The sequence below is a fragment of the Streptomyces parvus genome (assembly GCF_032121415.1).
GTDB classification, from domain to species: Bacteria; Actinomycetota; Actinomycetes; order Streptomycetales; family Streptomycetaceae; genus Streptomyces; species Streptomyces globisporus_A.
In genome coordinates this window covers 4,037,625-4,061,628 of record NZ_CP135079.1, presented here as the reverse complement: position 1 = coordinate 4,061,628, position 24,004 = coordinate 4,037,625, and the positions used below count along the sequence as shown (strand labels likewise).

General features: G+C 73.3%; 18 protein-coding genes and 4 pseudogenes. 10 read left to right on the top strand and 12 right to left on the bottom strand.

The window, feature by feature from the left end; genetic code table 11:
* Positions 1-96: 96 nt before the first annotated feature.
* Positions 97-549, top strand: a pseudogene (locus RNL97_RS19390) (IS5/IS1182 family transposase); the annotation flags it as partial.
* Here the strand turns inward: RNL97_RS19390 and RNL97_RS19385 are convergent.
* The 5 genes and pseudogenes from RNL97_RS19385 to RNL97_RS19365 all read right to left on the bottom strand — a co-directional run bounded on the left by RNL97_RS19385 (position 546) and on the right by RNL97_RS19365 (position 5,033).
* Entirely contained in the window at positions 546-1,238 is a 693-nt protein-coding gene (locus tag RNL97_RS19385) for a demethylmenaquinone methyltransferase (protein ID WP_313750989.1), read from the bottom strand. The pseudogene RNL97_RS19390 and the gene RNL97_RS19385 overlap by 4 nt on opposite strands.
* 30 nt (positions 1,239-1,268) lie before the next feature.
* Positions 1,269-2,192: a TauD/TfdA dioxygenase family protein gene (locus RNL97_RS19380; protein ID WP_243314759.1), complete on the bottom strand. Its 924-nt coding sequence runs from the start codon at positions 2,190-2,192 to the stop codon at positions 1,269-1,271.
* 31 nt (positions 2,193-2,223) lie between these two features.
* Complete coding sequence (locus RNL97_RS19375) at positions 2,224-3,051, bottom strand: ABC transporter ATP-binding protein (RefSeq protein WP_030578399.1); 828 nt, start codon at positions 3,049-3,051, stop codon at positions 2,224-2,226.
* A pseudogene (locus RNL97_RS19370) lies at positions 3,035-4,086 on the bottom strand (taurine ABC transporter substrate-binding protein). Before RNL97_RS19370 ends, RNL97_RS19375 begins: the two are co-directional and overlap by 17 nt.
* 53 nt (positions 4,087-4,139) lie before the next feature.
* Positions 4,140-5,033, bottom strand: a complete 894-nt coding sequence (locus tag RNL97_RS19365) for an ABC transporter permease (protein WP_243314757.1) — start codon at positions 5,031-5,033, stop codon at positions 4,140-4,142.
* A gap of 525 nt (positions 5,034-5,558) precedes the next feature.
* Here RNL97_RS19365 and RNL97_RS19360 point away from each other — a divergent pair.
* The 3 genes from RNL97_RS19360 to RNL97_RS19350 are packed head-to-tail and all read left to right on the top strand — an operon-like array spanning position 5,559 to position 8,089.
* A complete protein-coding gene (locus RNL97_RS19360) occupies positions 5,559-6,068 on the top strand; it encodes a SigE family RNA polymerase sigma factor (protein ID WP_078654751.1) in 510 nt (169 codons plus the stop codon).
* Between the two features lie 9 nt (positions 6,069-6,077).
* Complete coding sequence (locus RNL97_RS19355; RefSeq protein ID WP_243314756.1) at positions 6,078-7,034, top strand: hypothetical protein; 957 nt, start codon at positions 6,078-6,080, stop codon at positions 7,032-7,034.
* Complete coding sequence (locus tag RNL97_RS19350) at positions 7,031-8,089, top strand: DUF3152 domain-containing protein (RefSeq protein ID WP_243314755.1); 1,059 nt, start codon at positions 7,031-7,033, stop codon at positions 8,087-8,089. Before RNL97_RS19355 ends, RNL97_RS19350 begins: the two co-directional genes overlap by 4 nt.
* Before the next feature lie 20 nt (positions 8,090-8,109).
* On the opposite strand, the gene RNL97_RS19345 is transcribed toward RNL97_RS19350, so the two are convergent.
* The 4 genes from RNL97_RS19345 to RNL97_RS19330 form a co-directional block, all read right to left on the bottom strand.
* Complete coding sequence (locus RNL97_RS19345; RefSeq protein WP_030578417.1) at positions 8,110-8,796, bottom strand: imidazolonepropionase-like domain-containing protein; 687 nt, start codon at positions 8,794-8,796, stop codon at positions 8,110-8,112.
* Positions 8,797-8,803: 7 nt separating this feature from the next.
* Complete coding sequence (gene mqnC / locus RNL97_RS19340) at positions 8,804-10,003, bottom strand: cyclic dehypoxanthinyl futalosine synthase (RefSeq protein ID WP_030578418.1); 1,200 nt, start codon at positions 10,001-10,003, stop codon at positions 8,804-8,806.
* A gap of 71 nt (positions 10,004-10,074) precedes the next feature.
* Positions 10,075-12,060 carry a serine/threonine-protein kinase gene (locus RNL97_RS19335; protein WP_313750988.1) on the bottom strand — a complete coding sequence of 662 codons (1,986 nt, stop codon included), beginning with the start codon at positions 12,058-12,060 and terminating at the stop codon, positions 10,075-10,077.
* Positions 12,061-12,336: 276 nt separating this feature from the next.
* On the bottom strand, positions 12,337-13,218 hold the full coding sequence (locus RNL97_RS19330) for a menaquinone biosynthetic enzyme MqnA/MqnD family protein (protein ID WP_030578422.1): 882 nt from the start codon (positions 13,216-13,218) through the stop codon (positions 12,337-12,339).
* Positions 13,219-13,560: 342 nt separating this feature from the next.
* On the opposite strand from RNL97_RS19330, the gene RNL97_RS19325 reads away from it, so the two are divergent.
* Together RNL97_RS19325 and RNL97_RS19320 are read left to right on the top strand one after the other, a co-directional pair.
* Positions 13,561-13,764, top strand: a complete 204-nt coding sequence (locus RNL97_RS19325) for a cold-shock protein (protein ID WP_003967102.1) — start codon at positions 13,561-13,563, stop codon at positions 13,762-13,764.
* Between the two features lie 153 nt (positions 13,765-13,917).
* Positions 13,918-14,742 (top strand): MerR family transcriptional regulator, encoded by an 825-nt coding sequence (locus RNL97_RS19320; RefSeq protein WP_030578425.1) that lies wholly within the window; start codon positions 13,918-13,920, stop codon positions 14,740-14,742.
* On the opposite strand, the pseudogene RNL97_RS19315 reads toward RNL97_RS19320, so the two are convergent.
* Positions 14,743-15,642 (bottom strand): annotated as a pseudogene (locus RNL97_RS19315) (amidohydrolase family protein); the annotation flags it as partial. It abuts the gene before it with no gap.
* Positions 15,643-15,932: 290 nt separating this feature from the next.
* Here RNL97_RS19315 and RNL97_RS19310 point away from each other — a divergent pair.
* The 3 genes and pseudogenes from RNL97_RS19310 to RNL97_RS19300 form a co-directional block, all read left to right on the top strand.
* On the top strand, positions 15,933-18,896 hold the full coding sequence (locus RNL97_RS19310; RefSeq protein ID WP_243314751.1) for an AfsR/SARP family transcriptional regulator: 2,964 nt from the start codon (positions 15,933-15,935) through the stop codon (positions 18,894-18,896).
* Between the two features lie 194 nt (positions 18,897-19,090).
* Positions 19,091-19,270 (top strand): hypothetical protein, encoded by a 180-nt coding sequence (locus RNL97_RS19305; RefSeq protein ID WP_030578431.1) that lies wholly within the window; start codon positions 19,091-19,093, stop codon positions 19,268-19,270.
* A 205-nt stretch (positions 19,271-19,475) separates the two neighbouring features.
* Positions 19,476-19,937, top strand: a pseudogene (locus tag RNL97_RS19300) (enoyl-CoA hydratase/isomerase family protein); the annotation flags it as partial.
* A 39-nt stretch (positions 19,938-19,976) separates the two neighbouring features.
* Here the strand turns inward: RNL97_RS19300 and RNL97_RS19295 are convergent.
* Positions 19,977-20,504 (bottom strand): hypothetical protein, encoded by a 528-nt coding sequence (locus tag RNL97_RS19295; RefSeq protein WP_030578438.1) that lies wholly within the window; start codon positions 20,502-20,504, stop codon positions 19,977-19,979.
* 196 nt (positions 20,505-20,700) lie between these two features.
* Here RNL97_RS19295 and RNL97_RS19290 point away from each other — a divergent pair, with 196 nt between their 5' ends.
* Entirely contained in the window at positions 20,701-21,327 is a 627-nt protein-coding gene (locus RNL97_RS19290; RefSeq protein WP_243314748.1) for a hypothetical protein, read from the top strand.
* 171 nt (positions 21,328-21,498) lie between these two features.
* Here RNL97_RS19290 and RNL97_RS19285 read toward each other — a convergent pair whose 3' ends face one another.
* The gene (locus RNL97_RS19285) at positions 21,499-23,916 is read right to left on the bottom strand and encodes an outer membrane protein assembly factor BamB family protein (RefSeq protein WP_030578444.1); all 2,418 of its coding nucleotides are present in this window, start codon (positions 23,914-23,916) and stop codon (positions 21,499-21,501) included.
* Positions 23,917-24,004: the final 88 nt, after the last annotated feature.

Below are 24,004 nucleotides of genomic sequence, written 5' to 3'. Positions count from 1 at the left end.
TCGCCACCCGGCGTTCCGGGTGGTGCCGAACAGTGCGGTGGAGAAGGCGATCAGGTCGAAGTCGCGGGCGGTGGTGCCGCCGTACCGGTCGACGAGGCGGGTCGTGTCCTCGGTGAAGGCGGCGGTGTCGCTGCGCCGGTCGACCTGTCCGGTCCTGGCCAGGACCGCTTCGGCGCACCGGGGACCGTTACGGACCCCGAGGTTGAGGAAGAACAGGGCCAGATTCTCCCGTACGGGTTAGGACGTGTCCGGGCGATCCGCCAGTCCCTGCGGCACAGGGGCATCCGGGCAGTGATTCCGGAGCGGGCGGACCAGAAGGCAAACCGTGTGCGGCGCGGTCGGGCCGGCGGCAGACCGCCGGCCTCCGACCGAGAGCTTGACCAGGCCTGCAACGTGGTCGAACGCTGCTTCAACCGCCTCAAGCAGTTCCGCGCGATCGGCACCCGCTTCGACAAACTCGCCACCCGCTACAAGGCCGGACTCCACCTCGCCGCACTCATCCTCCGGCTCCGCGAGCCCACCCAAGATCGTTTGTCGGACAGTGCCTAGGCGCGGGTGGCCCGGTGCAGGGCCACCACGCCGCCGGTCAGGTTGCGCCACGCGACCTTCGACCAGCCCGCCTTATGGAGCAGTGCGGCGAGGGCGGGCTGGTCGGGCCAGTCGCGGATGGACTCGGCGAGGTAGACGTACGCGTCCGGGTTGGACGACACCGCGCGGGCGGCCGGCGGGATCGCCCGCATCAGGTACTCCGTGTAGACCGTGCGGAACGGGGTCCAGGTCGGCTGGGAGAACTCGCAGATCACGACCCGGCCGCCGGGCTTCGTCACCCGGTACAGCTCGCGCAGCGCCACGTCGGTGTCCTGGATGTTGCGCAGCCCGAAGGAGATCGTGACGGCGTCGAACGTCTCGTCCCTGAACGGCAGCTTCATCCCGTCGCCCGCCGTGAACGGCATCCACGGGTGGCGTTCCTTGCCGACCTTGAGCATGCCGAGCGAGAAGTCGCACGGCACGACGTAGGCGCCCGCCTTCACGAAGGGCTGCGAGGAGGTCGCGGTGCCCGCCGCCAGGTCGAGGATCTTCTGCGCGGGGCGGGCGTCGACCGCCGCCGCGACCGCCTTGCGCCACAGCCGGGCCTGGCCCAGCGAGATCACGTCGTTGGTCAGGTCGTAGTTGGCCGCCACGCCGTCGAACATCGAGGCGACTTCGTGCGGCTGCTTTTCCAGGGAGGCTCGGGTCACCCTTCCATTCAAGCAGCCGCGCCGCCGGGATCAGTGAGGGCGGTCGCCCGCGATGGCCACACGCTCCGCGACCCGGCGGTGCGGGGCGTAGTCGTTGACCGCGTAGTGCTGGGTGGCCCGGTTGTCCCAGAACGCGACGTCACCCGCCCGCCAGGAGAACCGCACCTGGAACTCCGGGGCGTGCGCCTGCTGGAACAGCAGGCGCAGCAGCCGGTCGCTCTCCTCCTGCGCGAAGCCCACGATCCGCGTGGTGAACGACGCGTTGACGAAGATCGTCCGGCGGCCGGTGACCGGATGCCGGCGCACCACCGGGTGCTCGACCGGCGGGAACTCCTCCTGGTGCGCCGCCAGCCGCTCCGGCGGGTAGAAGCGGGCGAACCCGGGGATGAAGTCGTGCACCGCCCGCGCCCCCTCGATGCGCTCCTTCACCTCCTCGGGCAGGTTGTCGTAGGCCGCCGCCATGTCGGCCCACAGCGTGTCCCCGCCCACCGGAGGCACCTGGCGCAGCTGGAGGACCGCGCCGAGGGCGGGGCGCTCGCGGAAGGTGACGTCCGTGTGCCAGACGTTCTCGAAGGTGGGGGCGGCGGTGCGGTCGAGCCGGGCCACCTCCGGGTCGTCGCCGGTCGCGAGCAGCGGGTTGGTCTCCAGCTCGCCCCAGAGCCCGGCGAACGCCCGCTGCTGTCGCGAGGTGAGGTGCTGGTCGCGGAAGAACAGCACCTTCCACTCCAGCAACGCCCGGTCCAGCTCGGCGCGCACGGCCGCCTCCGGCGGGCGGGTGAGGTCGACGCCGTGGATCTCCGCGCCGATGACCCGGCCGAGCGGGACCAGGCGGAAGCGCTCGTACGGGCGGTCGGCCCAGCCCTCCGGGACCCGGCGCAGCGTGCGCGGGCCCTCGTAGAGGCCGTCGGCGGGGATGCGGTGGTCGCGCAGGACGGGGGTCGTCGCGGTGGTCATGGTCCTTCTCCTCTCGTTGTACGACGGGGTGTCAGCTCGCCGCTTCGCGTACCGCTGTGCCGATCTCGGCGCGCAGCGCGGCGTACGCGGGCAGCCCGCGCAGTTCGTCGGGGTCGGTGCCGGTACGGGGCAGGTCGATCGGGATGTCCAGGGCGACGGTCCCCGGACGGTTGGTGAGGACGATCGCGCGGGTGCCGAGGAAGACCGCCTCGTCGACGCTGTGGGTGACGAAGACGGACGTGGTCCCGGTCTCGGCGCTCACCGTGCGCAGGTCCTCCTGGAGCCGCTCCCGGGTCAGGGCGTCCAGCGCGGCGAACGGCTCGTCGAGCAGCAGGAGCCGCTTGCCGCCCGCCAGGGCGCGGGCGATGGCGACGCGCTGCTGCTGGCCGCCGGAGATCTGCCAGACGCGGCGGCCCGCCGTGTCCGCGAGCCCGACCCGTGCCAGCAACCCCGCGATCCGCTCCGGCCGTTCGGCCCGGGGCACGCCCGCGTACTTCAGGGCGAGGCCGATGTTGTCGCCGACCGTCCGCCAGGGGAAGAGGCGCGGCTGCTGGAACACGATGCCCGCCTGGTCGCCGGGTTCCGGGCGCTCCCCGAACACCTCGACCGCGCCTTCGGCGGCCTGCTCGAAGCCCGCGATCAGCCGCAGCAGGGTGCTCTTGCCGCAGCCGGAGGGGCCGACGAGGACCAGGAACTCCCCGGCCGGGATCTCCAGGGAGAGCGGACCGAGGGCGGTGACCGCGTCCGCGCCCCGGCCGTAGGAGTGCCGGACGTCCCGTACGGAGACGACCCGGCCGGTGCTCCCCTCCGTACCGGACACCGCCTCGGGGGCCTTGCTCAGGTCAGGGGCTGACGGCATCGCTGAGCCCTTCCCCGTGGATGGCCTTGCGCAGGGCCCCGATCTCCGGCGCGGAGTCGATCTGCTTCTGGTCGACGAGGAACTGCGCGGCGCTGTGCAGGTTGTCCGCCAGGCCGCCGGCCTTGCCGGGGGTGCCGAGCCACTTGGCGTCCGCCTGCTGGGCGGGCTTGAGGAAGATGCCCTGCGCGAGCTGGGAGCCCGCCTCGGCCGGGCTGATGCCGAGCTGCTTGCCGACGGCGGCCGATGCGTCGTCGGGGTCGTCGTGGATCAGGTCGAGCGCTCGCGCCTGGGCCTTGCGCCAGGCGGGCAGCACGTCGGGGTGGGCCTTGAGGAAGCGGGTGGCGGCGACCCCGAGGTCGAGGGTGGGCTTGCCGTCCGCGGCGAGTTCGCGGCTGGAGACGACGACCTTGCCGGTCTTCTTCAGCTCCTCCAGCGTCGGCAGCCAGACGTAGGTGGCGTCGATGTCGCCGCGTGTCCAGGCGGCCAGGATGTCCTGCGGTTCGAGGTCGAGGAGCTGGACCTTCGAGGCGTCCACCCCGGCCCGGTCGAGCGCGGCGAGCAGGCTGTAGTGGGAGGTGGAGCTGAACGGGGTGGCGACCTTCCTGCCCTCCAGGTCCTTCACGGAGGAGATCTTCGACCCGTCGCGGGCGACCAGCGCCTCGTTGTCCCCGGCGACGTCGAGCACCCAGGTGACCTCGTACGGGATGTTCAGCGGCGCGGAGAGCCCCGGGCCACCGGGCTGGAGCCGATGGCCGCGAGGTCCACGGAACCGGCGACGAAGGCGGTGTTGATGCTGGCCCCGGAGTCGAACTTGGTCCACTTGATGTCGTAGCCGGGCAGCGCCTTCTCCAGCCAGCCCTTCTCCTTGACGATCAGATCGCCGCTGGGGAACGCCTGGTAGGCGATGCGTATCGTCTTGCCGCCGTCGCCCCCGTCGCCGGAGCCGCCGCCCCGGCCGCACGCGGTCACCGCCAGCAGGGCGCCGAGGGTCACGGCGAGGAAGGTGAGGCGGAGCGGGCCGCGTGTTCGGGGCATGTGCGTGTCCTTCGTACGTCAGTGGGTGGAAGACCGGGTGGTAGAGGGGACGGTTACGCGCGGCCGCGCCACGGGGCGAGGCGGTCGGACAGCAGGCGCAGGGCCGCGTCGATGAGCAGGCCGGAGATGCCGATGGCGAAGAGGCCGAGGACGACCGTGTCGGACTGGTTGTAGCGCTGGGCGTCCCGGATCAGGCCGCCGATCCCCGGCAGTCCGTTGACGGTCTCGGCGGCGACGACGGAGGAGTACGCGATGCCGAAGGCGAGCCGGACGCCGACGAGGATCTCGGGCAGTGCGGACGGCAGCACGACGGAGGTGACGACCTGTCCGCGCCGGGCCCCGATCGCCCGGGCCGCCTCGACCAGGGCCGTCGGCGCGGACGCCACGGCGGACGCGGTGGCGACGGCCACCGGCGGCATGGCGGCGATCGCCAGCAGCCACAGCTTGGGCGCCTCGTCGATGCCGAACCAGATGATCAGCAGGCTGAAGTAGGCGAGCGGGGGCAGGGTCCGCAGGAACGCCACGGCGGGCTCCAGCACCACCCGTACCCACGGCAGCGTCCCCATGAGGACGCCGAGCACGAGTCCGGCCGCCACGCCCGCACCGGCCCCGATGAAGATCCGGCGCAGGCTGATCCCGAGGTGCTCGATCAGGGTGTGCCCCTGGTAGCCCCGGACGCCGTCGTGCGTCCCGGAGGTCTCCAGCAGGGCCCGCCACACGGCGGCGGGCGAGGGCACCAGCACCGGCGACCACAGCTGGAGCGCGGTCGCCAGCTGCCAGCCGCCGAGCAGGACGGCGAGCGCGAGGACGCGCAGCCCGATCCGGCGCAGCAGGGCGGTGCGGTCGGGACGGGGACGGCGGCGGCCGCCGACCGGGTTCGGCGGGCCCGGGGGCAGGGGAGCGGCGGCGTCGGCGGTCCGTTCCCGCAGGGACGGGGAGGTCGGCATGGAGGGGTCTCCGGGGTCATGGAGCCTTGCCGGACCCGCGGGAGGCGGCAGGCCGGGAGGGCACACAAGGGGGTGGCGCCGAGCACGCGGGGTGCGAGGACGCGGGGACGCGGGATGCGAGGGACGACGGGACCCGGAGAGGGATCAGGCGCGAAGGACGCGGATACCGGGGACGCGCGCAGGCATCACGTGGGCATCGCGAAGGATGCCGCGGCCGGCATCAACAGGATGCGCTGGAGACGCGGCAGAGATCGATGTGGAGGCACTCCACCAGAAAACGATCGACTGTCACGGGCGCTGTTCTAGCACAGCGCTTCGCGCCCGCACCAGGATCCGCCAGGGAGTGAGACGCCCCCGGACCGGTACGTGGACGGGCCCAGGGACGCGTGGGCGGACGGGCGCACTCACCGTCTCGAACTGATCTTCACTCCTCTTCAACCTTTTCGGCACACGGGTGCTCTGTAACGGGTGGGGGTCGAGGAGAGCGAGAGAGGAGGGCGGATGCCGGCAGGGGCTCAGCCCGCCATGGCGGACGGCGAGCGCGCCGCGTTCGAGGCGTACGCCAGGACCGGGCAGCGCCGGCTGTACCGGACGGCCTACCTGCTGTGCGGAGACACCGAGGGTGCGCAGGACCTGACACAGACGACGCTCGCCAAGCTGTTCCAGCACTGGCGCAGGGCGAGCCGGGCGGACAACCTCGACGCCTACGCCAAGACCGTGCTGGTGCGCACCTTCGTGGCCGAACGCCGCCGCTCCGTACGGGACCTGCTCGCCCACAACCGCAACGCGCCCCGCCCGCAGCCCAATCCCGCGCCGGGCGCCGACCTCCGGGTCACCCTGCTCGCCCTCCTCGCCGAACTCCCGCCTCGGGCACGGGCGATGGTCGTCCTGCGCTACTGGGACGACCTGAGCGTGGAGACCGTGGCGTCGCTGCTGCGGTGCAGCGAGTCCACGGTGAAGAGCCAGTGCTCGCGTTCGCTCGTCCGCCTGCGCGCCCGGATGGGCGACGTCCAGCTCTACTCCACCGGAAGCTGAGGGCCGGTCATGACCCCTGAACCGCACGAGCACCTGCCGCCCCCCGGGCGCGCGGAAGACGCCCCCGGCGGGGCAACGCCCGACGAGGAGCTGTTCCGGGACGCCCTGCACCGGACCGCCGGCGCCCTGTCCCTCCAGTCCGACCTGGTGTCCGACGCCGTCCGGGAGGGCCGCCGGCGGCGGGTCAGGAGCCGGGGGTACGCGGTCGCGGGCGCGTTCGTCGCGGTGACCGCGCTGACCCTGGGCCTCTCCGTGCTCGGCCCCTGGCTGTTGTCGGGCCCGGATCCGGAACCCGTTTCGCCTGCCGGACCGTCCCTCTCCCTGCCCGCCTCCCCATCCGCCCCGCCCCCCCGACGTACGGAGCGACCCCCCGACATGCCGAGTCCCACCGCCACCCCCGTGCCGACGGAGTCCGCGGCCGTGCCGCCCGCTCCCCCCGGGCCACCCGCGCCCACTCTGTCGGTCCCGCCCGGGCTCGGCCCCGAGGAGGCCCGGCGCCTGGACGAATTCCGGCAGTGGGCGGCCCGGACCCTGGACGCGCTGCTGCCCGCGCCGGTCGGGGACGTCCGGCCGGTCGGCGACGACCCGGGCAGCTATGCGGGGCGGCGCGGCGACGTCGTGCACGCCGTCCGGCTGTCGGTGCACCCGGATCCCGGGAGCCCCGAACCCGCCTGCCGCGACCTCCCGGAGCAGGGGCTGACCTGCGAGGCGTTCACCCTGGATGACGGCACCCCCGCCCGGGCCTACCGGCAGGCCGTGGCGGACCGGACGGTCACGGAGGTCTCCCTCCACTACCGGTCCGGCCGCAGCGCGGTGGCGCTGGCGGTGTCGCCCGCGCGGTCCGGGACGGGCGGCACTCCCGTCACCGCCGGGGACCTCGTCCGGGTCGCCGAGAGCCCGCGGTTCCGGGGGCTGATCGCGTACGCCGACGAGAACCCGGTGGCGTGGGGCGGGGCCGCCTCGTGACGCGCCGCCGCACGACCGGCACGCTGCCGCCCGCGTACGGGGAACCGGTCCGCGACGAGGACACGTTCCGGCTGCGTGTGCCGCCGCCCCGGACCCCGGGGGCCACCGGCAACGGCTCTTTGCCCGCTGCGCCTTCGGCCCGCCGTGCCGGGTCACGCTCCGGATCCGCTTCCGGCTCCCGGTCCCGGTCGGCCTCCGCTCCCCGGTCCCGGTCGGCGGTGCGGTCGCGGGTGCGGCAGCGGCAGCGGAACCGGCAGCGGGTTCTGTCACTGGCCGTGCTGGTGCTCGCGGTGGTGGCGGGCGCGGTGCTCCTCGTCGGCCGCCCCTGGCAGCACGGGGGCGGCCCCGCCGACGCGGCCCCGGCTCCGGCGGGCGGACCGGACAACGCCTCCGAGCCGCTGGAGAACGCCCCCGAACCCACTCCCCCACCGACCCCGACCCCCTCCGCCGGCGCGGACGCGCCCCGGAAGGGTGATGCCCTCGGCCCCGAGGACATCCCCGCCTCGGGGCCCGGCACGTTCACGGTGGCCCGGGCGGGCGTCACGTCGAAGGGCAAGGGCAGCGCCTACCGGGTCGAGGTGGAGAACGGCATTGGCGTCGACCCCGACCGCGCCGCCGCCGACATCGCCGCCGTCCTCGCCGACCCGCGCGGCTGGAGCCACGGCGGTGAGCGCTCGTTCCGCCAGGTCGCCGACGGATCGGCCGGGCTGGTGATCCGGATCGCCACCCCTGCGACCACGGACCGGATGTGCGGCGAGTACGGCCTGAACACGCGCGGCGAGGTCAACTGCCGGGGCGGCGAGAAGGTGATGGTCAACCTGAAGCGCTGGCAGCTCGGTTCACCGCAGTTCGACGGGCCCGTCTCCGAGTACCGGGCGCTGATCGTGAACCACGAGATCGGCCACTGGCTGGGGCGCGGCCATGAGACCTGCCCCGGGAAGGGGCGTCCGGCGCCCGCGATGATGCAGCAGATCGACGGGCTGAAGGGCTGCGTCGCCAACGCCTGGCCGTACGACGCGGAGGGACGCTACCTGGGCGGCCCGAAGGTGCCGTGACGAGGGCCGGGGCACCGGCCTCAGCGGGCGCGGTGCACCAGCCGCCCCGCGAGCACGGTCGCCACGCAGGGCCGGGGCCCGCCCCCGTACAGGGCCGCCTCCTCGGGCACGTCGAAGACCGCGAGGTCGGCCCGGCCGCCCACGGTCAGCGGTCCGTGTGCCGTACGGGCCAGATCGCCGCCCCCCGCGAAGGGATCCAGGTCCGGCACGCCTTCGCGTACCGGCGGGGGCTTTCCGGACTTCTCGCGTACCGGCACGGGCGGAGGCGCGACCTGGACCAGACCCGACCGGGCGACGGCCGTGCGCAGCGCCGGACCGTCCGCGCCGAAAGGGCCCGCCACATGCGTGGTGCCGTGGCGCAGCATCCGCTGGAGCCCGCGCCGCACACTGCCCGCCCGCCGGGCCGCGTCCATCGTTGCCGCCAGCCGCTCGAACTCCTCGCCCCACAGCGGGAGTCCACCCAGCTCGTCGGCCTCGCGCGGGTCCGGGTGGTAGCAGCGGGTGAGCAGCTCCCGGGCCCGGTCCTGGCGCAGTCCGGGGGTGAGGAGACCGGGCCAGCGGCGGACCCGGGCGGCCGGGTGCGCGGCAGCGACCTCCTCGTACGGACCGAGGGCGGCGATCCGGTCGCCGTCCACCGCGACCGCCCCGTCCGCGACCGCCGCCGCGCCCACCGGGAGGACCAGGGGCGCGGCATGAATCGTCAGCACGGATACGTCAGTTGGCGTTGAGGAGCTTCAGCTCCGGGTGGGCCGTGCCGCCCTCGATCGCGGTGGACGAGATGTGCGAGACGACGCGCTCGTCGACCGGGTCCATCGCCGGGTCGTCGTGCACCACGAGGTGCTCGTACGTCGTGGCGCGCTGGGCGGGGACCCGGTCCGCCTTGCGGATCAGGTCGATGATCTCCAGCCGGTTGGAGCGGTGCTTGGCGCCGGCCGAGGAGACGACGTTCTCCTCCAGCATGATCGAGCCGAGGTCGTCGGCGCCGTAGTGCAGCGACAGCTGGCCGACCTCCTTGCCGGTGGTGAGCCAGGAGCCCTGGATGTGGGCGACGTTGTCGAGGAAGAGCCGGGCGATGGCGATCATCCGCAGGTACTCGAAGAGCGTGGCCTGCGTGCGGCCCTTCAGCTTGTTGTTCTCCGGCTGGTAGGTGTACGGGATGAAGGCGCGGAAGCCGCCCGTACGGTCCTGCACGTCCCGGATCATCCTCAGGTGCTCGATCCGCTCGGCGTTGGTCTCGCCGGTGCCCATCAGCATGGTGGAGGTCGACTCGACACCGAGGCCGTGCGCGATCTCCATGATCTCCAGCCACCGCTCGCCGGACTCCTTGAGCGGGGCGATGGCGGTGCGCGGCCGGGCGGGCAGCAGTTCGGCGCCCGCACCGGCGAAGGAGTCGAGCCCGGCGGCGTGGATGCGGCTGATGGCCTCCTCGGCGGAGACCTTCGAGATCCGGGCCATGTGCTCGATCTCGGAGGCGCCGAGCGAGTGGATGACCAGCTGCGGGTACGCCTTCTTGATCGCGGAGAAGTGCTCCTCGTAGTACTCCACGCCGAAGTCCGGGTGGTGGCCGCCCTGGAACATGATCTGGGTGCCGCCCAGCTCCACGGTCTCCGCGCAGCGGCGCAGGATGTCGTCGAGGTCGCGGGTCCAGCCCTTGGCCGTGTCCTTGGGCGGGGCGTAGAAGGCGCAGAACTTGCAGGCCGTGACGCACACGTTGGTGTAGTTGATGTTGCGCTCGATGATGTACGTCGCGATGTGTTCCGTACCGGCGTAGCGGCGGCGGCGTACGGCGTCGGCGGCGGCGCCCAGTGCGTGCAGCGGCGCGGACCGGTAGAGGTCGAGCGCCTCCTCCGGGGTGATCCGACCGCCTTCGGCGGCTCGGTCGAGGACGGGCTGAAGGTCGGCCTTCTCGGTCACCGGGCTGTCACCTTTCGGCGGTTTTTTGAGGATCCACGGACCGATCCAGCGTACGCCAGCCCCTTGCGCGATCAGTCGCCGGACCGGGTGAGCTTCCCGTACGGGAGCCCTGCGGCGCGTTCCTTCGAGCGGTAGTCCAGGGTGCCGTCCCCGGCGAGGCGGAAGACGAGGTCTGCCTCGGTGGTGGTGCACAGGCCGGGGGTGCTGGGGCGGTCCGGGTCGGTGGCCTCGCGGATGGTCAGCTCCTTCGCGGTGCCGGAGGTGAGGGTGCCGACGCTGTTGCAGGTGACGGTGGTGCCGAGCTGGGAGATGGCCGTGCTCATCCGGACGACCTGCTCCCCGCGCTTCCCCTCGGTGAAGACGGCGGTGAGCGTGCCGTGGGGCAGACCGGTCGTCCTCTCGGTGACCGGGCCCTTCCAGGTGCCGACGTACGCCTTCGGCAGGGCGGCGGCCGGGGTCTCGCCCGCGTCGCCGGACCCGGAGGGCGTCGGCTTCTCCCCCGCCGGCGGGGCGGCGGACCTCGACGGGGTCGCTGCGGCGTCGCTGCCCCGGTCCCGGTCGGCGTCCCCGCCCGGGAAGAGGCCGTCGAGCAGACCGGTGCCGAGGGTGACGGCGGCGAGCGCGCCCGCCACGGCCAGGGCGACGGTGCAGCTGACCCGGCGGCCGCGGCGCTCGCCGGGGGTCTGCCGGGTCTCACCGCTGACGGTGAGGGAGAGGCGGGGGTCGCCGCCGCGCGGCCCCGGCAGGCCGCTGGTGCCGTGCGTGCCGTCGCCTCCCTGCCGGTAGGTCCCGGCATGCGCCGGGGGCGGGGGCCCGGTGGGAGCGGCGGACTTGGCACGCGGAGGCACCGGTGGCGGAGGAGGGGGCGGCGGCCCGTAGTCGTCCTGCGGATGCGGCGTCCCGTACGCGTCGTCCTGCGGATGCGGTGTCCGGTAGGGCACGTCGTCCTGCGGCGCTCGGCGCGGCGCCTCCGGTGCCGCCTCGCCCGGCGCTTCCTGCGGACGCGGTGTCCCGTACGGCGTTTCCCGCGCGTTGGGGGCGGGCGGGCCGGATGCGCCGGTCCGGCTCTGTGCGGCCTCCCCGGGCCAGGGGCGGTGCCCGGGCCCCGCTCCCAGCGACGCGCTGCTGAACGGCACAGGCCCCGACTGCACCGGCGCGTCCTGCGGTTCCAGGTCCAGCAGCGCCACCGCCGACCGGCTCACCTCGCGCACCAGCCGGCCCGGCAGCCAGCCGCCCGCCACCATCGCCGCCGCCCCGCCGGGAGCCAGCGCCCGGGCGAGATCGGCCGGGGCGGGCCGGTCCGCCGGGTCCTTGGCGAGGCAGCCCGCGACCACCTCGCGCAGCTCGCCCTCCAGATCGCCCAGTTCGGGTTCCTCGTGGACCACCTTGTAGAGGAGTACGGCGGAGGAGTCGCCGGGGAAGGGGGCGGCGCCCGTCGCCGCGTACGCGAGGACCGCGCCCAGCGAGAAGACGTCGGCCGCGCCCGAGACGTCCCCGCCCCGGATCTGCTCCGGCGCCATGTAGCCGGGCGAGCCGACGGAGACGCCGGTGGAGGTGAGCGAGACGGTCGCGCCGAGGGCCCGCGCGATACCGAAGTCGATGAGGCGGGGGCCGTCGAGGGCGAGCAGAACGTTGGAGGGCTTCACATCGCGGTGGACGATGCCCTGCCCGTGGACGACGGCGAGCGCCTCGGCCAGTCCCGCGCCCAGGGTGCGGACCGCGTGTTCGGGCAGCGGTCCGTGCTCGGTGATCGCCTGGGAGAGCGGCGGCCCGGCGACGTAACCGGTGGCGACCCACGGCACCGGGGCGTCCGGGTCGGCGTCCAGGACCGGGGCCGTCCACTGGGCGCCGATCCGCCGGGCGGACTCCACCTCGCGGCGGAACCGGGCGCGGAACTGCTCGTCGAGGGCGAAGTGGGGGTGGACCACCTTGACCGCGACCGTACGTCCGCCAGCGCTGCGGCCGAGATAGACCCGGCCCATACCGCCCGCACCGAGCCTGCCGAGCAGCCGGTAGGCACCGATGGTGTGCGGTTCGCCCGCTTCCAGCGGCTGCATATGGACTCCCCCTGTGAACCCTGCGGACGGTGAAACCGTGGACGGTAATCCCTGTGGCCGGTCCGGACCCGGACCGAAGCCTAGGGGGGCGCCACCGGCGCGGTCACCGGGAAACGGCCGGACCATTCCCCCTTCTCCGGTCAGGAGGGGATCTTTTCGCCCCGGGAAAAGGCGTGAATGTGTTGTTCCGCCGCCCACCATTCACTGCCCGGTACGCCTATCCGGCAGACCTCTGCGGGAAGGGAAAGGGAATTCCCCCTTTCCCGGCTCCCCGCTTCAGCCGCCGAGCAGCTCCACCCGGACGTCCGCCGGGTAGCCGGTGTCCTCGCCCGTACGGCGGGCGAACTCGCGGACGCCGGCCAGCTGGTCCGGGCCGAAGCGGAAGTCGAGCGTCGTGAAGTACTGCTCCAGCACCTTCGCGTCGAAGGCCTCCCAGCGGGCCGCCTGCTCCGCGACCTTGGTGACCTCCTCCAGGGAGAGGTCCCGGGAGGCGAGGAACGCCTCGTGGACCTGGGCCGCCCGGTCGGGGTGCGCGGCGAGGAAGTCCTTGCGGGCCGCCCAGACGGCGAAGACGAACGGCAGCCCCGTCCACTCCTTCCACATCTGGCCCAGGTCGTGGACCTGGAGCCCGAGCCGGGGGGCGTCGTGCAGATTGGCGCGCAGCGCGGCGTCGCCGATCAGCACGGCCGCGTCCGCCTCCTGCATCATCAGGCCCAGGTCCGGCGGGCAGGTGTAGTAGTCGGGCCGGACGCCGTAGCGCTCGGCCAGCAGCAGCTGGGCCAGCCGCACCGAGGTGCGGGAGGTCGAGCCGAGCGCGACCCGGGCCCGGTCGAGCTGCTCCAGCGGGAGCTGGGAGACGATGACGCAGGACATGACGGGCCCGTCGCAGCCGACCGCGATGTCGGGGAAGGCCACCAGGTCGTCGGCGTTGCGCAGGTACTCCACGAGGGTGACCGGGCCGATGTCCAGGTCTCCCCTGATCAGCTGCTCGCTGAGCCGCTCCGGGGTGTCCTTGGACAGCTCCAGGTCGAGCAGGGTTCCCGTCCGCGCCAGGCCCCAGTAGAGCGGGAGGCAGTTCAGGAACTGGATGTGGCCGACGCGGGGCCGGCTGCGACGGTCGTCGTCGCCTTCGCGGGGGGAGACGGTTGAATTGTCCACATCGCGAGGCTAGACCCGCATCCGGCCACGAGCACCACCGGGGCCCGCGCACCCCTTTTCGCGCCCCGCTCCGGGGCTCTTCCCGGCCCCTTCCGTGCTGCTTCCCGGGGGTGCTTCCGGGGGCCTCTCGCCGGACCCCCTGCGGGCCGATCAAACCTTCGGGTGAAGTGATCTTTCCCTCTACCGCTCTCCGGAGACTGCGTGCTAGGCTCGCCCGCAAGTTGCAGTTTGGTTTCCCTTGCAGTACAGAGCCTGCGGAGCATGTAACCCGCAGGCTTTTGTAGTTTTCAGACTTGTTTGCAGGTTCTGGAGCAGGGCAACCCTTTGGCCCAAGGAGGGCTTATGGCTACCGGAACCGTCAAGTGGTTCAACGCTGAAAAGGGCTTCGGCTTCATCGCCCAGGACGGCGGCGGCCCGGATGTCTTCGTTCACTACTCCGCGATCAACGCGTCCGGGTTCCGCTCCCTTGAGGAGAACCAGGTCGTGAACTTCGACGTCACTCAGGGACCCAAGGGTCCGCAGGCTGAGAACGTCACCCCGGCCTAGTTGCCCGGGTCGGTCGATCGCGGCCGCACAGAGCAGTACCCAAGGAGCCCCGCTCCCCCGCTTCGGCGGAGGAGCGGGGCTCCTGCCTGTATACGGTCCGGTCCCGCGCGTGGGTGACCTTGACCCCGTGTGAAGGGGTGCAGTGGAGCCATCATGTTCACCATCGGAGACTTCGCCAGGTACGGCCGGGTGACGCCCCGGATGCTGCGTCATTACGACGCCATCGGGCTGCTGCGCCCGGACCGCACCGACCCCGCCACCGGCTACCGCCTCTACGGCGCGGCCCAGCTCACGCGGCTCAACCGGATCATCGCGCTCAAGGACCTCGGCTTCACGCTCCAGCAGGTGGGGGCGGTCCTGGACGAGCAGGTGGGCCCCGAGGAGCTGCGCGGCATGCTGCGGCTGCGCCGGGCGGAGCTGGCGGAGGCGGCGGCAGCGGCGACGGCGCGGCTGGCCCGGGTCGAGGCGAGGCTCCGGTCGATCGAGAGCGAGGGGCACATGCCTGCCGACGACGTCGTGATCAAGACCGTTCCGGCGGTCCGGGTGGCCGAGCTGGCCGCACCGGCCGCGAGCTACCAGCCCGAGGACATCGGGCCGGTGATCGGTCCGCTGTACGAACGGCTCTTCCCGCTCCTGGAGGGCGCGGGCGTCCGGCCCACCGGCCCCGGGATCGCGCGGTACGAGGACGAGCCCGGGGGCGGCGGGATCGTCGTGCACGCCGGGGTGACCGTGTCGGCCCCGGTGGGCGCGGTCGGGGACACGGGGGTGCGGGTGGTGGAGCTGCCGGCGTTCGAGGCGGCGGCGATCGTGCACCGGGGCGCGATGGACGACGTGCTGCCGGCCGCCCACACCCTGGCCCGCTGGCTGGAGGCCAACGGCTACCGCTCCACGGGGTACGCCCGCGAGATCAGCCTGGAGTGCCCGCCGGACCGGGGGCAGTGGGTGACGGAACTGCAGGAGCCGGTGGCGAAGGCCTGACGCGCGGTGGGCGCGGGGAGGGATCCAGCCGATCTGCCCCTCCGCGTACATGATCCGCAGGTTGGGGAAGCGTTCGAACTTGCCGCTCGTCAGCCAGTCGACCATCGAGAAGGAGCAGTTGGCGAAGGTGATGGTGGAACCGACGGCGGGCGGGGCGTCGGCGGAGGTGGACGGCATCCTCGACGAGGAGCCGATGTGCATGGCGACGACGGTGCCCGTCTCGTCGCAGGCCGCGAGGAGCGGATCCCAGTCGTCCGCATGTATGGACGGAAGCCCGAGATGGGGAGGTATCTCGGAGAACGCGACGGCGCGCACGCCCCGCGCGGCATTGCGCCGTACCTCGGCGGGGGCGAGTTCCGCGTCCCACAGCGGAATGAGGGTGAGAGGGATGAGGCGCCCGCGCGCCTCGGGGCCGCACCACTCCTCCACCATCCAGTCGTTGTACGCGCGCACCCCGAGGAGTCCCGGCTCCCGGTCCTTCGCCTCGGTGAACGTCTGCCCGCAGAACCGCGGGAAGGTCGGGAAACAGAGCGCGGACAGGACGTGGTGGACGTCCGTGTCGGCGAGCCGGTCCGGGACCGAGAAGGAACCGGGACGCATCTGCTCGTAGGTGATGATCTCCAGCCTGATCTCGTCCCTGTCGTAGCCGACGGCGGTGTCCAGGCGGGTGAGCGGGCGGTGCAGGTCCTCGTACACCCACCAGTCCCCGACCGGCCCGTCGTCGCCCTTCACCCCCATCACGGGCGCCAACTTTCCGCGCAGGAAGGTCATTTCCTTCAGGGGCGCGCGGACGATGCGCGGGCCGGAGTCCGCGTACCCGGACGGGAGCCGGTCCCGCCAGACATGAGCGGGCTCCACCGTGCGGTCGTCCACCGAGATGATCTTCGGGAAGGCCTCCATGCGTTCCACGGCAGCGCCGATCCGACGAGCCGTCAGTTCACGTGCCGGCATTCGCGCCGAGTCCGGAACGGGGCATGGTTCCCGAATCGTTGTCGAGGGCTTGTGCAGAGCGTCACCCATTGCTGACGAGCCCGCCCGAGACAAGGCAGACTGTTGAGCGCGATACCAGCGGTACCGCGCCATCCGGATGCACACCGCACTTCGGCGCACGGCGGACATTCGGGCGCGGGCACCACCGGCAGGATCCGCAGACGAGCGGGACCGGCAGGCGAGCAGGACAGGGGGCATCAATGGACCGTGACAGCGGGCCACGCGTGCGCGTACCGGAGCAGCGTGCTCCGGAGAAACCGGGTACGGCGGACGCCCTCAGGTTCACCGTGCTCGGCCCCGTACGGGCCTGGCGGGGCTCGGAGCTGCTCTCCTCCGGCTCGCCCCAGCAGCGCGCCCTGCTGACCGCGCTGCTGCTGCGCGAGGGGCGGACGGCCACCGCGGGCGAGCTGATCGACGCGTTCTGGGGCGAGGCCCCGCCCTCACAGGCGCTGGCCACGATCCGGACGTACGCCTCCCGGCTGCGCAAGATCCTGGGCCAGGACACGCTGGTGAGCGAGTCGGGCGGGTACGCGATCCGGATCGGCCGGGGCGCGCTGGATCTCACCCTGGCCCAGGACCTGGCGGCCGAGGCGGAGAAGGCGCGGGCGTCCGGGGACCGGTGCCAGGCGCGCACCCTGATCAACAAGGTGCTGGGCCTGTGGGACGGCGAGGCGCTGGCCTCCGTTCCCGGCCCGTACGCGGACAACCAGCGGACCCGGCTGGAGGAGTGGCGGCTCCAGCTCACCGAGACGCGGCTCGACCTGGACCTGGAGGTCGGCTGCCACGCGGAGGCGGTCTCCGAACTGACCGCGCTCACCGCGGCGCACCCGCTGCGGGAGCGGCTGCGCGAGCTGCTGATGGTGGCGCTGTACCGCAGCGGCCGGCAGGCCGAGGCGCTCGCGGTGTACGCGGACACGCGGCGGCTCCTCGCGGAGGAGCTGGGGGTGGATCCGCGACCCGAACTGGCCCAGCTCCAGCAGCGGATCCTGCGCGCCGACGAGGAGCTGGCCCGCCCGGCGGACGAACCGGCTCCCGCGCCCGCGCCGTTGAGGCCGGCGCAGCTCCCCGCCACCGTGCCCGACTTCACCGGCCGGTCCGCGTTCGTGGCGGAGCTGGGCAGCCGGCTGGCCACGGCCGAAGGCTCGGTCATGGCGGTCTCCGCGGTGGCGGGGATCGGGGGCGTGGGCAAGACCACCCTCGCCGTGCACGTCGCCCACCAGGCCCGCAGACACTTCCCGGACGGACAGCTGTACGTCGACCTCCAGGGCGCGGGGGCGCGGGCGGCCGAGCCGGAGACGGTCCTCGGCTCGTTCCTGCGCGCCCTCGGTACGGCGGAATCGGCGATCCCGGACACGCTGCACGAGCGGGCCGCGCTGTACCGGTCGACACTGGACGGCCGCCGCATCCTGATCCTCCTGGACAACGCCCACGACGCGGCCCAGATCCGCCCGTTGCTGCCCGGTACGCCGGGGTGCGCGGCGCTCGTGACGAGCCGGGTGCGGATGGTGGACCTGGCCGGGGCGCATCTGGTGGACCTGGACGTGATGTCGCCGGAGGAGGCGCTCCAGCTCTTCACCCGGATCGTGGGCGCGGAGCGGGTGGGCGCGGAGCGGGAGGCGGCCCTGGACGTGGTGGCCGCGTGCGGCTTCCTGCCCCTGGCCATCCGCATCGCCGCCTCCCGCCTGGCGGCGCGCCGCACCTGGACGGTGTCGGTCCTCGCCGCGAAGCTCGCGGACGAGCGGCGCCGCCTGGACGAGCTCCAGGCGGGGGACCTCGCGGTGAAGGCCACGTTCGAACTCGGCTACGGCCAACTGGAACCGGCCCAGGCCCGCGCCTTCCGCCTCCTGGGCCTCGCGGACGGCCCGGACATCTCCCTCGCCGCGGCCGCGGCCCTGCTGAACCTGGACCCGCACGCGGCGGAGGACCTCCTGGAGGCCCTGGTCGACACGAGCCTGGTGGAATCCGCCGCCCCGGGCCGCTACCGCTACCACGACCTGGTGCGCCTCTACGCGCGTGCATGCGCGGAGCGGGACGAGCGGGCGGTGGAGCGGGAGTCGGCGTTGTCGCGGCTGCTGGACTTCTATCTGGCCACGGCGGCGGGGGTCTATGCGCTGGAGCGGCCGGGGGACCGGACCGTGGACCACCTGGAAGTGACGGAGTACGAGGGACTCTTGTTCACCGACCGCAGAAGGGCCCTGGACTGGCTGTACACGGAGGCGGGGTGCCTGCTCGCCTGCGTGCAGCAGAGTCGCGGCGCCGCGTCGGTCCGGCGGGCGGTGGGTCTGCTGCTGGCTTCGAAGGATCTCGCCGAGTCCGGTGCGAACGCCCGTCAGTTCGAGTCCGCGGCCACGGTGGTGAGGGACGCGGCCGTGGCCGTCGGCGACCCGTACGCCGAGGCCCGGGCGCGGACGACGCTCGCGCAGGTGCACAGCATGGCTGGTCGTTTCGACCAGGCGGAGGACGAGGCTCGCAGGGCCATATCGCTCGCCCCGTTGGTGGACGATGTGTGGACGCACTGCAATGCGCCGAACGAGCTGGGAATCATCGCCGGTTACCGCAACCAGCAGGGCGAGGCCGAGACTCTGCTGAGGCAGGCTTGCACGGCGTTTCGCGCAGACGGGAACCAAGCAGGGGAGGCCAGTGCTCTGTGCAACCTCTCCCGCGTGCATCTCGCCATGGGCCGGACCGACAGTGCGGTGAAGCTGGCAGAGGAGGGCGTGGCTCTCTACAACCGCATGGGCCTCACTCTGCGGCTGGCGAACGGCCGCTACGCCTTGGGGCTGGCTCTGGCACGTGCGAACCGGCCGGAAGAGGCGGTGGGGCGGCTCACCGAAGCCCTGGCCGTGTTCCGGGAAAGCCGCCAGCGTCTCTGGGAGGGGATGACGCTGTTCCGTCTGGCCGAGGTCCAACTCACCGCAGAGCAACCGGCACAGGCGGCCGCCCTGGCGGAGCAGGCTCTCACCGTCCTGCTCCACATAGGGGGAGAGTGGCGCCGCGCCAATGTGCTCACCGTGCTGGGCCAGGCGCTGCACGGCATAGGGCAGGCCGACCGGGCACAGGTCTGCTGGCGGGAGGCGTTCTCCGTCTTCGAGCAACTGAAGGCTCCTGAGAGCGAGTCCGTCTCGCGTCTGCTCTCGTCGACGAGGTCCCCCAGCGAGGGCTGACAGCACGTTCATCGTTCGTTTATCGACGGCGTGCAGTCTTGCTCCCGTCGACACGTCGCGTCGGGGGGCAGGCGTTTCTGCAGTGGAACCGAGCACTAAGGTGAACGGCTCTGAATAGCCCGTCCGGCAGCCCACGGGGGAGCAGCCGGACGGGCTTCGCCAACCATCCATGCACCGAGTAACGGAGTCCGCCCATGAGCGAAGCGAAGAACATCAAGCCGCCCCAGGCTCAGCCCGGGACGGCGGGCGACATCAAGCCCGAGGACAGCCACATGACGGGCGAGCCCACGGTCAAGCCCTTGGACAGCCACATGACGGGCGAGCCCACGGTCAAGCCCTTGGACAGCCACATGACGGGGCCGGACCCGCGCTGAGCGGGGGCCCAAGGGGGAGCGATCACGGCGACGCCGAGGGGGAGCCGCCGCGGTCGCGGTACGGGGGAATGTGTGAGGGGCCCGAGACGGGGGAAACGCTCGGGCCCCTCACCCGTGTCCCGGGGGGGGTCTCCAGGCCGCGCACCCTGCCCTGCCCCGCCCCCGCAGCTCCCCCTTCACCACCTAGCCGCACGGTGAAGCCGCCGGAGCCGGAACGCGCGCCTTCTGCACCGGGATCGACCGGGGGGCCGAGGTACCGCAGCCTCCCTCCCCGTACGCCGTCGACGACCCGCTCCTGCGCATCGGGCCCAAGGCGAACGACCTGTGGAAGCCGGGGGAGGTCGCCCGGATGTCCCTGATGGGCACCGCGGAACGGGTGAGCGCCGCGCGGGCGTACGCGGTCGGGCTGGTCAGCGAGGTGACGGAGCCGGGCGGAGCGGTGGCGGCGGCGCTGCGGTCGGCGGCCGTGATCGCCGGCCACCCCACGGACGCGGTGCAGGGCACGGTCCGGGCGGTGTGGTCCGCGAAGGAGGCGGCCAGGACCCAGGCGATGGCCCAGGCACCGGGGCTGTTCGCCCTCGGCAACCTGCCCCCGGACCGGCAGGCGGAGCTGTTCGAGGCGCGGGGCGCGGGGCGGGGCGGCGGCGGGGTGCCCCGGGTGCGGTGATCCCCGCCCGTCGCCCCGGCGTGGTCGGGCCGCGTCGGCTCAGAGCGCCACCGCGGTCACTTCGCAGCGCTTGACCCGGGACACCTTGCCGGGGCTCTCCATCCGCACGGTGAGGGTGCGCACCTCGCCGCCGTCGAGGTTCGCCGTGGTCTCGGCGGTGTCCACCGTCTGGCCCAGGGCGTCGACGAACCGCACGTCGATCTCGTACGCCTGCGAGCCCGGCTCGTTCGCCCGCAGCTCGACCAGCGACGAGGTGACCGCCTTGCGCTTGCCCTTGCGCGGCGTGGCACAGCGGATCACCCGGACGGCGGGGGCGTCGGAGGCGGTGGGCGTCGGGGTTCCGTAGGAGCCGGACGAACCGGAGGACGAGGAGTCGTCGTAGTCGTCGTCGTAGTCCGTGTCGCGGTAGCCGTTGTTGCTCTTCTTCGAGCTGGAGCAGCCACCGCCGCCCGAGCTGCTGCTCTTGCCGCTCCTGCCCTTGCCGCCGCTGCTGGCGGTCGAGAATCCGGTGAGCGCGAGCACCACCACGACCAGGACCGCCGCGAGCTTCATCTGTCGCCGCATCATGGATGCAGCCCCCCTTGGGTGTCGATGCCTACGTCGCACCGTCGGCGTGCGTCGTGACCCTCAGCATGCCGTGCGCGACCCCATGTTCACGTCATGACCCTGTCACGGTCCGGTCATGGTCTGCGTGGCGGGGGTGATCGTCCCGGCGTAGCGTCGGTGCCGGGGCCCGTTCACGTACGCCCCTGGAGGCCTGACGATGATCCGCAACGTCCTCGGCTCCCTCGTCGCCCTGGCCGGCGCCGCCTCCGCCGTGCTGAGCCCGTTCCGCGACTGGTACGGCGGCCGGGCCGGGCGCGACTACCGGGCGCGGGACCTCTTCGAGGGGATCACCCCCGTGGAGTCGGGGGTGCTGGTCTCGATCCTGCTGCCGTTCCTGGGGGCGGCGCTGCTGGTGATCGCGGGCGTGGTGCTCCGGTCGCGGCTCATGGTCGCCCTCGCGGGCCTGGTGGTGCTGGGCTTCACGATCCTGTGGATGATCCGGCAGGGGCAGGCGGCGGGGTCGCTGGTGGTGGGCGGGGACGGGGCGGGGGTGCGGGTGGGGGTGGCCAATGCGCTGGCGGGCGGGGTGCTGATGCTGATCGGGGCGTTGCTGATGAGCGGCCGACGGGGGCGGCGGCAGCGGAGGGCGGTGCGGGAGCGGGAGCCGGTGGAGCCGTTCGCCGTGCCGGCGGCGGATCAGGTGGACACGTGGCCGCCGACGCAGGAGCCGGGGATGTCCGTGCAGACGTCGCCGTGGCCGGAGCCGGAGGTGGACCCGTACACGGGGCCGGACCCCCGTGACCCGGTGCACCCGCCCTACCGGCCGCCGCCTCCGCAGGGTTGACGCCCGCCCCCGCCAAGGGTTCCGTCCTCAAACGCCGGACGGGCTGGAATCACGCAGGCTCACCGCCCTCCCCAGCAAGGGTTCCGTCCTCAAACGGCGGACAGGCTGGGGGTGCGCCGGGCGGGCGGGACCATCAGGCCCGTCCGGCGATCGAGGGCAGAAAGAGGCCGCTCAGGTCCGCGCCCGGTTCCCCGTGCCCGTGCCCTTCAGCGCGTCCAGCGCGTACACGCAGCGGTCCTTGCTGCAGGCGTACACCACGCCCCCCTGGGCCACGGGCGAGCCCGTGATCTCGCCGCCCGTCGCCAGCTTCCAGCGGAGCTGGCCGCCCGCCGCGTCCAGGGTGTACAGCACGTGGTCCGCCGAGCCGAAGTGGACCCGGCCGTCCGCCACCACCGGCGCGCCCACCACGTCGCCGCCCGCCGCGAAGCGCCACTTCGGGGTGCCGGTGACCGCGTCCAGGGTGTACAGCGCGCTGCCGCTGCCGACATGCACGTTGCCCACCGCGACCAGCACCGGTTCGATCGAGGAGCGGGACTCCGTGGCGATCCGCCAGCGGTCCTTGCCGGTCGTCGCGTCGAGCGCGTACACCGTGCCGAGGTAGTCCGCGAGGTACACCCCGCCGCCGGTCACCGCCGGACCCGGCGCGAACGCGGGCGGGGAGAGGAAGACCGCCGGGGCCTCGAAGTGCCAGCGCACCCGGCCGGAGCCGGTCTCCACCGCCAGCACCCGGGCGCCCGCCGCGATGTAGACGTAGCCGTCGCCGGCCGGGGTGACCCGGACCGGGACACCGCCGCAGGAGGCCGCGTCGCCGATCGGGTACGACCAGCGCTCCCGGCCCGTACGGGCGTCCAGCGCGCGGAGCCGGGCGTCCTGCCAGACGTACACCGTGCCGTCGTGGATGACCGGCCCGGCCTCCGCCGTCTCGAAGTCGGTCTGCGCGCCGGTGACTTCCCACAGCTTCTCGCCGCTGGACGCCTCCCAGCCCTGCACACCGCCGCCCCGGGTCGCGGTCAGGACCGTGCCCCGGTCGGACTTGAGGGCGTACACCCAGGCGTCGGTCGACAGGCGCCACTGCTCCGCGCCGGTCATGGCGTCCAGCGCGTAGAGCGAGGGGCCGTCCGACGCGTGGATCCTGCCGCCCTCGACGGCCATCGCCCAGGCCACGTCCCGGGTCTTGAACTGGCGTCGGCCGTTGCCCACGTCCAACGCGTGGACCTCGAAGGACGTCACGTACAGCAGATCGCCTGAGACGACGGGAGTGCCCCACACGTCGTTGGACATGCGGAACCGCCAGGGCCGCCAGCGGTCGGGGGCGGCGGCGTCCGGGGCGGGGCCCGGGGCCGGGACGGGGGAGGCCGGCGCCGTGGCCCCGGCGGACGAGCCGTTGGCCCCGGCGGGCGGGCGGACCCAGCCGGTCGCGGGGGCCGGGTGCGCGGCGGCCGCCCCGCGCCCGTCCCCGGCACGCGGTCCGGGGCCGATCGGCACCTTCGCGCCGGGCAGCTGGACGGGCCCGCTGTCGGCAGCCGCGGACGGTCCCGCCGAGGGGGCCGGGGCGGTCCCGCCGGACATCGGCGAGGGCGAGGCCAGCGGGGAGGGCGAGCGCAGATCGGCCCCGCTGCGCCAGGCGGTGTCCCGCTCCGGGGCCCTGGGGGGCGGCGGGGGTGAGACGGGGGCCGCCGGCGGCGCGGTCCGCCCGCCGCCCCGGCGCGCATCGATCATCGCGGTGGCCCTGGACGGCAGCCAGGCCGACGCCGTACCGCTGTCGTCGCTGCCGGAGGCGAAGAGGTGCGGGGCGAGCTGGGCCTGGAGGTCGGCGGGGCTGGGCCGCTGGGTGGCGTCCATCTGCATGCAGGACTCGATCAGCGGCCGCAGGTCGTCGGGCAGCCCTTCCAGGTCGGGGCCCTCGCGCAGCAGCATGAACACCGTCTCGACCGGGTTGGCCCCGTGGAAGGGCGCGTGTCCGGTGGCGGCGAAGACCAGGGTGGAGCCGAGCGAGAAGATGTCGCTGGCCCCGGTGACGCTGCGGGAGTCCCGGGCCTGTTCGGGCGACATGTACGCGGGTGTGCCGACGGCGACGTTCGTCATCGTCAGGCGGGTGTTGGAGACGCCGGAGGCGATACCGAAGTCGATCACCCGGGGGCCGTCCTCGACGACGAGGACGTTGGACGGCTTCAGGTCGCGGTGGACGAGGCCCGCGCCGTGGATGGACTGGAGAGCTTCGGCGATACCGGCGGCCAGCCAGCGCACGGCCTGCGTCGGCATGGGACCGCACTCGTTCACTATCTCCTCGAGCGAGGGCGCGGGCACGTAGGCGGTGGCGAGCCAGGGCACGGCGGCGCGCGGGTCGGCGTCGACCACGGCGGCGGTGTAGAACCCGCTGACGGCGCGGGCGGCCTCGACCTCGCGCGTGAAGCGGACCCGGAAGAGCTGGTCCTCGGCGAGCTCGGTCCGCACCGTCTTGATCGCCACCCGCCGGCCGGACGCCGAGCGGGCGAGATAGACCAGCCCCATGCCGCCGGCGCCGAGTCGTCCCAGCACCTCGAACGGGCCGATCCGTCTCGGGTCGTGCTGCGTCAGCTGCTCCACCACTTGCCTGCCACCTCCCCGTACGGACCTCGGCGACGAAGTCCGCGAATTACCGCCCGGTCGAATCCCGCCCTGCGCGCACCCCGATTCT